The sequence below is a fragment of the Mesorhizobium sp. WSM4310 genome (assembly GCF_007003935.1).
Taxonomy (GTDB): Bacteria; Pseudomonadota; Alphaproteobacteria; order Rhizobiales; family Rhizobiaceae; genus Mesorhizobium.
This window is the reverse complement of the sequence record NZ_VFTA01000050.1, coordinates 25456-35508: the sequence shown is the minus strand read 5'-3', so window position 1 is coordinate 35508 and position 10053 is coordinate 25456. Positions and strand designations below refer to the sequence as shown.

Here is a 10053-nt window from a genome sequence, read left to right as displayed (position 1 = left end):
ATGGTCGGGGTGGGGTTCCGTCGCCGGACCCCACCCCGCTGCTTCGCAGCGACCCTCCCCACAAGGGAGAGGGTGGCCGCACAGCCCCAACGCTTGCCTCCACCAATCACACACGGCATAGATCGGGCATGGAACCCTACCGCCCGCGCCGCTCCGTCCTCTACGTCCCGGCCTCCAACGACAAGGCGCTGGCCAAGATCACGCTTCTGTCCTGCGACGCAATCATCATCGACCTCGAGGACGCCGTCGCGCCGGCCGACAAGATTGCCGCCCGCGAAAAGCTGCCCGCCATCTTCGCCGGCCGCCCGGCTGCCAACCAACTCGGCCACCGCTGCGAGATGGTGGTGCGCGTCAATGCGCTGGCCAGCGAATGGGGCGACGACGACCTCCTGGCCGTGGCGAAAGTCGAGCCCGACGGCATCCTGCTGTCCAAGATCGCCACGCCGCGCGACATCCTCGAAGTCGGCGACGTGCTCGACGACAATTTTGCCCCCGATAGCGTGAAACTCTGGGCGATGATCGAGACGCCGAAAGCCCTGCTCAACATCGGCGCCATTGCCGAACTGGGCCGCGACCCGGCCTCCCGGCTCACTTGTTTCGTTGCCGGAACGAATGATCTGGCCAAGGACACCGGTGTGCACGTGACGCCGGACCGGCGCTACCTCGTGCCATGGCTGATGCAGATGGTGCTGGCCGCGCGCGCCGGAGGCCTCGACATGCTCGACGGCGTCGCCAATGATTTTCGCGACCTCGACGCCTTTGCCCGTGAGTGCGCGGAGGGGGCCGCCATGGGCTTCGACGGCAAGACGCTGATCCATCCGGCCCAGATCGACGCCGCGAACCGCGGCTTCGCGCCCTCGCCGGAGGCGATCGCCGAGGCACGCGCGGTGAAAGATGCCTTTGCGCTCACGGAAAACACAGACAGAGGCGTGATCGCGCTGAACGGCAAGATGGTCGAGCGGCTGCATCTGGCACAGGCCGAAAAACTGCTGGCGAAGGCGGCCGCCATCGGCGCATGATATAGCCCCATGCTCGCGGGCTATGGGCACTTACGACAGGACTTGGGACATGAAACTCTACCGCTTTCTCACCGGCCCGGACGACGCCAGCTTCTGCCACAAGGTGACGGCGGCGCTGAACAAGGGCTGGCACCTGTTCGGCTCGCCGACCTATGCCTATGACAAGGAGGCCAAGACCATGCGCTGCGGCCAGGCGGTGGTGAAGGATGTCGACGGCCAGGAATATGGGCCGGATACCAAGCTCAGCGACTGGTAGGCCAGGCGCTGAGGCCTTCCTTCTCTTCGTCATCCTAGGGCGAAGCAAGGAGCGAAGCGAAGCGGCGCAGACCCTAGGATGACGAAGTGTGGGCTCTACTCAGCCGCCTCTTCGATCTTTTCCATATCATCGTCCGACAGGCCGAAATGGTGGCCGATCTCGTGGATCAGCACATGGGTGACGATGTCGCCGAGCGTCTCCTCGTTTTCGGCCCAGTAGTCGAGCATGGCGCGGCGGTAGAGCGTGACGCGGTTCGGGCCTTCGCCGGTCTGCGGGTTCCAGCGCTCGGCGATGCCGCGGCCCTCGAACAGGCCGAGCAGGTCGAACGGCGTTTCCAGCGACAGGTCGTCCATGATCTCGTCGGTCGGGAACTCGGCAATCTGGATGACGATCTCGCCCGTCAGCTTGCGAAAATCTTCCGGCAGATGGGCGTAGGCCTCCAGCGCCAGGAACTCTATCTCCTCCATCGAGGGGGCGAGTTCGCCATGCCAGGTGCGGGTCTTGTAGATGCGGGCCATGCTTTGTCCTTTGATCCGGCATATAGGCTTTCGCACCGGGCGAGGCAAATGAAGCGGCAATTCCTGCCGCGGCACCTTTGCCGATGCCGAGGAATCGCTTAGGGGTCGGTTCCGGCCATCTCCTGGGGAGTTCTCATGCCGGACCTTTCCACCATCGGACTTTTCGCCATTGCCTGCCTCGCTTTGACCGCGACGCCAGGGCCGGACATGCTGCTGATCGCCTCCCGCAGCGCCAGCCAGGGGCGCGCCTCGGGCCTGGCGACCTATGCCGGCATCGCCGCCGGCACCTATTGCCACGCGCTGGCCGCCGCCTTCGGCCTGTCGCAACTGTTCCTGGCAGCGCCCATCGCCTACGACATCGTGCGCTATGCCGGCGCGGCCTACCTTGCCTATCTCGCCTGGAAGGCGTTCCGTTCCGACGGAACGGCATTTGCCCCGGTCGCCGGCCTGCCGCGCTATTCGCGAAGCCGGATTTTCCGGCAAGGCCTGCTGACCAATCTGCTCAACCCGAAGATGGCGCTCTTCGTGCTGGCGCTGTTCCCGCAATTCGTGCGCCCCGAGACCGGTTCCGTCGCCGGCCAGATCCTGCTGCTGGCGACCGTGCTCAATCTGATCGGGCTGATGGTCAACGGCCTGGTCATCCTGACCGCCAGCCGGATCGGAGCCGCCTTATCGAAACGCACGCGGTTCCGGCGGGCGCCGCAGATCCTGCTGGGAACCGTATTCGCGGGCCTGGCCGCCCGACTGGCTTTCGGCGGCCAGCGCTGAAGCGCGTTTGCAGGAATAAATTCCTTGTGACTCTGCTTGACTCTTCCGTCACCCTCTGGAATCAATAGGAACATAACAGGAACAATTGTGAGTGGACACTGACCGTCATGGCGATATCAGCCGTGGCGCGGGAGACTGTTTTTGCCCTGCGCCGCCAGATCGCGAAGATCGAGGGAACGCTGCCCGAGCGCCTGCAGGCGCCGGCTGGCGCGCCGCTTGATGCCGACGCCAGCGCCGATCTCACGATCGTCCGGCGCGGTCTTGCCGCGGCCTTGCCGGATGCCTTCCTGCCGATCGGCGTCGACCCTCTCGATGCCGCCCTGAGCGGTGGGCTGCCGAAAGCGGCGCTCAGCGAAATCCATGGCCTGGAAACCCGCGATGCCGGAGCCGTCGCCGGCTTTGCCCTGTCGCTCGCCAGCCTGATCCTCAAGCAGGCGCAAGGGCTGCCGGTGTTGTGGATAGGCACCACGGAAATCTTCCGCGAGGCGGGCTTTCCCTATGCCAGGGGACTGCAGGCCTGCTTCGGCATCGGGCCTGAGCAATTGCTGTTTTCCGAGGCGCCGAAACTCGTCGATGCGCTGTGGGTCGCCGAGGAAGCAGCGCGGATGACGGCGCTCGCCGCCGTCATCCTCGAAATCCGCGGCAACCCGCTGCGGCTCGACCTGACCACGACGCGCCGGCTGCATGCGAGGGCGCAAAGTGCCGGCCGCCCCGTATTCCTGCTGCGGCAGGCGGCCGAGCCAGAACCGACGGCGGCGCCCGTCCGCCTCATCGTCTCGCCGGCGCCGGCCGTGCCGCGCGAAACCGTCGCCGGGCCGCTCGCCGGATCGATCGGCCGCCCGGCCTTCACCATCAGCATCGACAAGAGCCGCACGGCCTTGCCTGGACAATTCACACTGGAGTGGAACCCCGATGAACGCGTATTCGACGAAAGAAGGGGCGAGGAAGGACGGACAGGCCGGGCAAAGAATCCTGTCCCTGTGGTTTCCCTATCTGGCGGCCGAAAGGATCCTGCGGCAGCGCCTGGGGCGGTCCTGGCGTTCCCGGCCCCAAGAGCACCCGACGCCATCTCATCCGCCACTGGTGATCAGCCACCGCCAGGGCAACGCGCAGCGCATCTCAGCCCTCGACGAGCGGGCTGAGGCGCTGCACCTGAAGCGCGACATGGGCATTGCCGACGCGCGTGCCATGCATCCGTCGATCGACATCGTCGAGGCCGATCCGGAGGCAGACCGGCGCCTGCTCGAAGGCCTTGCCGACTGGTGCGACCGCTACACCCCGCTGGTGGCGCTGGATGGGGCGGACGGACTGTTTCTCGACGTCACTGGCTGCACCCATCTGTTCGGCGGCGAACGCGCCATGCTGGACGACATCCTGTCGCGCTTCTTCCATCAGGGGTTCGATGTCCGCGCCGGCCTTGCCCCGACGCCGGGCGCGGCCTGGGCGGCGGCTCGCTTTTGCGGCGACCGCATCGTTGTTTCAGGCGAGGAGGAAGCGCTGCTGGCGCCTCTGCCGCTCGCCGCACTGCGCATAGCGCCGGAAACCCGCGCCAGCCTGGAAAGTGTCGGCCTGCGCACGGCGGGCGCCGTCATGGCAGCACCGCGCGCGCCGCTTGCCCGCCGCTTCGGCGCCACCTTGCTGCTGCGCCTCGACCAGGCGCTCGGCCGTCTCGACGAAGCGGTCTCGCCGCGCCTTCCCGTGGCGCCGCTTTCGGTCGAGCGGCATCTCGCCGAACCCGTCACCCTGACCGAGGACATCGAGCGGCTGGTCGGCCTGCTGGCGACGACCTTGAAGACCGATCTCGAACGCCGCGGCGAGGGCGCGCGGAGGCTGGCGCTGCTGCTCTTCCGCGTCGACGGCGCCGTCAGCCGCATCGCGCTCGGCACCTCGCGGCCGATGCGCGATCCCCGGCTGATCCAGAAACTGTTCCATGAAAGGCTGGCCGCCCTCGAGCAGGACATCGACGCCGGCTACGGCTTCGATCTGGTGCGGCTTTCGGTGCTGGCGGCCGCCGCCTTCGACATGGCGCAGGCCGATCTGACGGGCGAGGTGACCGATGACGGCGCCGACATCGCGCTGTTCGCCGACCGCATCCGCGCCCGGCTCGGCGAGGGCGCCGTGCTGCAGCCGGTCGCGGTTGAAAGCCATCTGCCGGAGCGCGCCGTCGCCATCGTCCCCTTCAGCGAAGCGCCGCGCCGGACCACGCCGCCGAAGAGACCGGACAGGGTGCGGGCGCCTACAACCATCTTTCCGCCGGAACGGCCGATCCGGCTGTTCCGCGCGCCCGAGCCCATCGAGGTGCCGGCCACCGAAATGCCGGAGGGTCCGCCGCTGCATTTCCGCTGGCGGCGCGCGCTCTACCGCGTCACCCGCGCCGAGGGTCCCGAACGCATCGCCGCCGAATGGTGGCGCCAGGCGCCAGGCGACGCCGCGGCATCGACACGCGACTATTTCCGCATCGAGGATGCCGACGGCCGCCGCTACTGGCTCTACCGGCAAGGGCTTTACGGCGGCTCGCAAGCCGCGCCGCGCTGGTTCATGCACGGGGTCTTCGCATGAATGCGCTGACCGTCATTCCCTATGCCGAGTTCGGCATCCAGTCGAACTTCTCCTTCCTGCGCGGCGCCTCCAAGCCGGAGGAGCTGGTGGTCGCGGCCAAGCTCATGGGTTTCTCGGCGATCGGCCTTGCCGACCGCAACACGGTGGCCGGCGTGGTGCGCGCCTGGCAGCAGGCCAAGGTCGAAAAGCTTGCCTATCACCCTGGCTGCCGGCTGGTTTTTGGCGACGGCACGCCGGACATTCTCGCCTATCCCAGGAACCGGGCAGGCTGGGGGCATCTGTGCCGCATGCTCACCCAGGCCAATCTGCGCGACGAGACCGAAAAGGGCGCCACCCTTCTCCAGCGCGGCGACCTGCTCGAATGGGGGGATCTGATGTCGCTGGCGGTCATGCCCGATCTGGCAGCGGGCGCGCAGGACTGTCTTGCCTTGCTTGGCCAGCTCAAGGACCGTTTCGGCAGGGCCCTGCGGCTTGGCGTCTCGCCCTGTTATGCGGGCAATGACCGTTTCCGGATCGAGCAGGCAGCGGCGCTTGCCCAGAGCACCGGCATCCCGCTGATGGCGACCAACGATGTCCTCTACCACACCGCCGAACGCCGCCCGCTGCAGGACGTGCTGACCGCGATCCGTCTCAACACGCCGGTCGCCGAGGTCGGGCTGGAACTCAGCGCCAATGCCGAACGCCATATGAAGCCGCCGCTGGAAATGGCCCGCCTGTTCCGCAGGCATCCGCAGGCGCTGGCCGAGACGCTGCTGTTCGCGCAAGAGCTGGCCTTCTCGCTCAGCGACCTCCAGTACAATTACCCCGACGAGCCGACGGAATCCGGTCTCGGGCCGCAGGCAGAGCTGGAAAGACTGGCGCGGGAGGGGGCGGCCAGGCGCTATCCCTCAGGCGTGCCTCATTCGGTGATCAAGCGCATCGAGGAAGAGCTCGCCCTGATCGAGCGCCTCAACTACGCCCGCTACTTCTTGACGGTCTACGACATCGTCAAATACGCCCGCAGCCAGGACATTCTCTGCCAGGGGCGCGGTTCGGCCGCCAATTCGATCGTCTGCTTCTGCATCGGCATCACCGAAGTCGGGCCGGACCGGATCGACACGCTGTTCGAACGCTTCATTTCCGAGGAGAGGAACGAGCCGCCCGACATCGATGTCGACTTCGAGCATGAGAAGCGCGAGACCGTCATCCAGTACATCTACGAGAAATACAGCTCCAAGCGCACCGCGCTCGCCGCCGCCGTCATCAGCTATCGCGGCCGTTCGGCGCTGGGCGAAGTGTCGAAGGCGATGGGCCTGTCGGAGGATGTCCGGGCGTCCCTGTCCGGCTCGATCTGGGGCTGGTCTACCTCCGAAGTCGGCGAGAAGGAAGCCCGCGCCGGCGGCCTCGACCGGAGCGACCCCACATCGCGCCATGTGATGGAACGGGCCAATGAGATCATGGGCTTCCCCCGCCACCTCTCCCAGCATGTCGGCGGCTTCGTCATCACCAGGGACCGGCTCGACGAGATCGTCCCCATCGTCAAGACGGCGATGGACGAACGCAAGATGGTCGAATGGGACAAGGACGATCTCGACTCGGTGAAGATCCTTAAGGTGGACATTCTGGCGCTCGGCATGCTGACCTGCCTGCAGCGCGCCTTCACTCTGCTCACGGACCACTATCCAAAAGCCCGGGATCCCTATGGCCGACCCTATGTGCTGGCCACCTTGCCGCCGGAAGACATGCGCGTCTACGACATGATCGGCCGCGCCGACACGCTCGGCGTCTTCCAGATCGAATCGCGCGCCCAGATGTCGATGCTGCCAAGGCTCAAGCCAAAGGATTTCTATGACCTTGTCATCGAGGTGGCGATCGTGCGGCCAGGTCCGATCCAGGGCGATATGGTGCACCCCTATCTGCGCCGCCGGCAAGGCAAGGAAAAACCCGAATATCAGAAACCGGAGCTCGAGGCGATTCTCGGCAAGACGCTCGGCGTGCCGCTGTTCCAGGAACAGGCGATGAAGATCGCCATCGTCGCCGGCGGCTTCAGGCCGGGCGAGGCCGACGAACTGCGCCGCGCCATGGCCACCTTCAAGCGCACCGGCACCATCGGCAATTACCGCCAGCGCATGATCGACGGCATGGTCGGCAAGGGCTACACCAAGGACTTCGCCGAGCGCTGCTTCAAGCAGATCGAGGGTTTTGGCGAATATGGCTTTCCTGAAAGCCACGCCGCCTCCTTTGCCTTGCTCGTCTATGCCTCCTGCTGGTTCAAGACCTTCTATCCCGACGTGTTCTGCGCCGCGATCCTGAATTCGCAGCCGATGGGGTTTTACCAGCCGGCGCAGCTGGTGCGCGACGCGCGCGACCATGGCGTCGACATCCGCGAGGTCGACGTCAATTATTCCGTCTGGGACTGCACCTTGGAAAAAGCGCCGTTCGATCCGGCCGGCATCCTGCCGCGCCATGCCGATATGCGCGGGGTCATCGAGACGAACCATGCGGTGCGGCTCGGCTTCCGGCAGATCAAGGGTCTTTCCAAGGAACGCATGGAGGATTTCGTAAAGCGGCGGGGTTCAGCTTACGAAACCGTCCGTGACGTCTGGCTGCGCTCCGGCCTCGATGTCGACGAGATCGAGCGGCTGGCGCAGGCCGATGCCTTTCGTTCGGTCGGCCTCGACCGCCGTGCCGCGCTGTGGGAAGTCCGCGCGCTGGGCGCCAGGAGTGCGGCCGAAAAGCTGCCGCTGTTCGACCAGCCGGCGCTGCGCCTGCGCGAGCTGGAGCCGGAGACGAAGTTGCCGAAAATGCCGCTCGGCGAGCATGTCATCCACGACTACCGCTCGCTCGGCCTGTCGCTGAAGGCGCATCCGGTCGCCTTCCTGCGCGAGCGGCTCGACCGCGCCGGGGTCACGCCCAATGCCAACCTGCCTTCGGTACGCGACGGCAGGCGGGTTTCCGTCGCCGGCCTCGTCCTGGTGCGGCAGCGTCCCGGCAAGGGCAATGCGATCTTCCTGACGCTGGAGGACGACAAGGCGGTCGCCAACGTCATCTTCTGGGAGCGGACCTTTAACCGCTTCCGGCCGATCGTCATGGGCGCGCGCTTCGTCAAGGTCACCGGCAAATTGCAGTCGGAATCCGGTGTCATCCATATCGTCGCCGAAAAGATCGAGGATCTGACGCCCTGGCTGACCGTGCTTCTGGAGAAGGTCAGCGGGGCCGGAGCGCCGGGCGCTTCCCCTCCAGCAGCGAAAGCTGAGGCTCCGATTCGCGACAGCCGACCCGCGATACGCAACGCGCCGGTCGGGCAGGATATTGCGATGCTGTCGGAAGAGGCGGAAAGCGTCATGCCCAAGGGGCGCAATTTTCAGTAGACAGGGCCACACGCACCTTCGTCATCCACGGGCGGAGCAGGAGCGAAGCTCCGTCGCGCAGACCCCTGGAGCTGCTCCGCAGCTCAAGGGATCCATGCCGCGACATCAACCGAAGAGTGCCACGGTCCAGAATTGCGTCTCTACACCGTCGGAAGAAAGGCACCTGGTTCTGGCCCGCTTTCGCGCGTCGCATACGTCACGGCATGGATCCCAGGGTCTCCGCGACGCCGCTGCGCGGCTGCTCCGCCCTGGGATGACGACGCGATGAATGGTACCGCCCCTACGCCGGCCCCGTGAGCACCGGCCTACGCCGGCCGTAGCCTTGACTGACAAGCTACTTATGAGTGCTTCGGCCGGCGAAGGCCGCAAGCCCAGCAACCCATTGTTTGCAGGCCGGCATAACCTGAATATCGATATACCCTAAGACGGCCCACTCAGCTTCGGCGGCGCCAGCACATCCTCCGCCGACAGCGTCCGCGCCTCGGAGGGCAGCATGATCGGGATGCCGTCGCGCACCGGATAGGCGAGCTTGGCGACCCGCGAGATCAGTTCGCCGCGCTCTGGATCCCAGGCCAGCGGCCCCTTGGTCAGCGGGCAGGCCAGGAGTTCCAGCAGCTTGGGATCAACATTGATCTTCTTTCCGTCACGCCCATCAGCCGCCACTCTATTGCCTCCTGACCGACTATCTGAAGATGTGTTGAGATTCAGGTCAGGCCGAGTCGAAAATGGTGGCTTCCGAGAACCGGAGCGGAGCGTACTTTCCGTACGTGAGCACCGGAAGCGCAGGAAGCCGCCATTTGCAGGCCGGCATCACCTGAATATCGGCACATCTTACTGTAGGCTCGAGCCAAAGTCCTCATTCTCGCGCGCCAGCGCCATTTCGGTGATGGCGATCAGCGTTTCGGCGCGCGTCTTCAGGTCGGCGGCTTCGAGCAGCGCCTGTTTCTCGGCCGGGCCGTAGGGCGCCATCATCGACAGCGCGTTGACCAGCATGGCATTTTCGGCGCGGCTGACGCTTTCCCAGTCGGCCTCGAGGTCATTGGCCTGCAGATAGGCGCGGAACGCCTTGAGCAGTGCCGGCCGGTCGATCTCGTTCGCCGCCGGATCGTCATCGAGATCGGCGAGGAAGGGCGCCGGCTTTGCCTGGCGAAACGGCGTCTTGACCGTCAGTTCATGAGCGATGCGGAAGCGGAAAACGCCCTGCAGAGAAATCAGGTAACGGCCGTCGCCGGTTTCGGAGAAGGCGATGATGCGGCCGGCGCAGCCGACATTGCACAGTTCCGGCTCGCCATCCTCGCGCAGCGCGCCGTCCAGACGGGGCTGGATGACGCCGATCAGCCGCGAGCCGGCGACCGCTTCGTCCACCATCTGCAGATAGCGCGGTTCGAAGATATTGAGCGGCATGCGGCCGCCCGGCAGCAAAAGCGCGCCCTCGAGCGGAAAGATCGGGATCGTCGACGGCAGATCCTTGGCCAGCCGGTAATGCGCGTTTCCCGCTTGCACCACATTCCTCCGATCGACTTCATTCGCCGCCCGCCGCCGGGATCGTCGGCTTGGCCGAAGTCAGCTTCCTAATCTGGCGC

At 65.9% G+C, this 10053-nt stretch carries 9 protein-coding genes; 6 read left to right on the top strand and 3 right to left on the bottom strand.

The window, feature by feature from the left end; translation table 11 throughout:
- The first annotated feature begins 128 nt into the window (after positions 1 to 128).
- Both FJV80_RS31525 and FJV80_RS31520 read left to right on the top strand, forming a co-directional pair.
- A complete protein-coding gene (locus tag FJV80_RS31525) occupies positions 129 to 1019 on the top strand; it encodes a CoA ester lyase (RefSeq protein WP_142878256.1) in 891 nt (296 codons plus the stop codon).
- A 49-nt stretch (positions 1020 to 1068) separates the two neighbouring features.
- On the top strand, positions 1069 to 1275 hold the full coding sequence (locus tag FJV80_RS31520) for a DUF1737 domain-containing protein (protein WP_095774865.1): 207 nt from the start codon (positions 1069 to 1071) through the stop codon (positions 1273 to 1275).
- 95 nt (positions 1276 to 1370) lie between these two features.
- Here FJV80_RS31520 and FJV80_RS31515 read toward each other — a convergent pair whose 3' ends face one another.
- Positions 1371 to 1793, bottom strand: a complete 423-nt coding sequence (locus FJV80_RS31515; protein WP_142878255.1) for a metallopeptidase family protein — start codon at positions 1791 to 1793, stop codon at positions 1371 to 1373.
- 135 nt (positions 1794 to 1928) lie between these two features.
- Here FJV80_RS31515 and FJV80_RS31510 point away from each other — a divergent pair, with 135 nt between their 5' ends.
- The 4 genes from FJV80_RS31510 (at position 1929) to FJV80_RS31495 (ending at position 8470) form a co-directional block, all read left to right on the top strand.
- A complete protein-coding gene (locus tag FJV80_RS31510) occupies positions 1929 to 2561 on the top strand; it encodes a LysE family translocator (RefSeq protein ID WP_095775562.1) in 633 nt (210 codons plus the stop codon).
- 107 nt (positions 2562 to 2668) lie between these two features.
- Positions 2669 to 3703 (top strand): hypothetical protein, encoded by a 1035-nt coding sequence (locus FJV80_RS35435; RefSeq protein WP_142878254.1) that lies wholly within the window; start codon positions 2669 to 2671, stop codon positions 3701 to 3703.
- Positions 3645 to 5120 (top strand): DUF6504 family protein, encoded by a 1476-nt coding sequence (locus FJV80_RS31500; protein ID WP_095788989.1) that lies wholly within the window; start codon positions 3645 to 3647, stop codon positions 5118 to 5120. Before FJV80_RS35435 ends, FJV80_RS31500 begins: the two co-directional genes overlap by 59 nt.
- Positions 5117 to 8470 carry an error-prone DNA polymerase gene (locus tag FJV80_RS31495; protein ID WP_142878253.1) on the top strand — a complete coding sequence of 1118 codons (3354 nt, stop codon included), beginning with the start codon at positions 5117 to 5119 and terminating at the stop codon, positions 8468 to 8470. Before FJV80_RS31500 ends, FJV80_RS31495 begins: the two co-directional genes overlap by 4 nt.
- A gap of 420 nt (positions 8471 to 8890) precedes the next feature.
- Here the strand turns inward: FJV80_RS31495 and FJV80_RS31490 are convergent, their stop codons facing one another.
- Together FJV80_RS31490 and FJV80_RS31485 are read right to left on the bottom strand one after the other, a co-directional pair.
- Complete coding sequence (locus FJV80_RS31490; protein ID WP_095775566.1) at positions 8891 to 9133, bottom strand: Trm112 family protein; 243 nt, start codon at positions 9131 to 9133, stop codon at positions 8891 to 8893.
- 168 nt (positions 9134 to 9301) lie between these two features.
- Complete coding sequence (locus tag FJV80_RS31485; RefSeq protein WP_027047556.1) at positions 9302 to 9973, bottom strand: LON peptidase substrate-binding domain-containing protein; 672 nt, start codon at positions 9971 to 9973, stop codon at positions 9302 to 9304.
- Positions 9974 to 10053: the final 80 nt, after the last annotated feature.

Excerpts from the sequence above, each read along its gene's own strand:
- FJV80_RS31495 (WP_142878253.1), top strand. The coding sequence starts at position 5,117 with ATGAATGCGCTGACCGTCATTCCCTATGCCGAGTTCGGCATCCAGTCG.
- FJV80_RS31520 (WP_095774865.1), top strand. The coding sequence starts at position 1,069 with ATGAAACTCTACCGCTTTCTCACCGGCCCGGACGACGCCAGCTTCTGC.
- FJV80_RS31515 (WP_142878255.1), bottom strand. The coding sequence starts at position 1,793 with ATGGCCCGCATCTACAAGACCCGCACCTGGCATGGCGAACTCGCCCCC.
- FJV80_RS31525 (WP_142878256.1), top strand. The coding sequence starts at position 129 with ATGGAACCCTACCGCCCGCGCCGCTCCGTCCTCTACGTCCCGGCCTCC.
- FJV80_RS35435 (WP_142878254.1), top strand. The coding sequence starts at position 2,669 with ATGGCGATATCAGCCGTGGCGCGGGAGACTGTTTTTGCCCTGCGCCGC.
- FJV80_RS31510 (WP_095775562.1), top strand. The coding sequence starts at position 1,929 with ATGCCGGACCTTTCCACCATCGGACTTTTCGCCATTGCCTGCCTCGCT.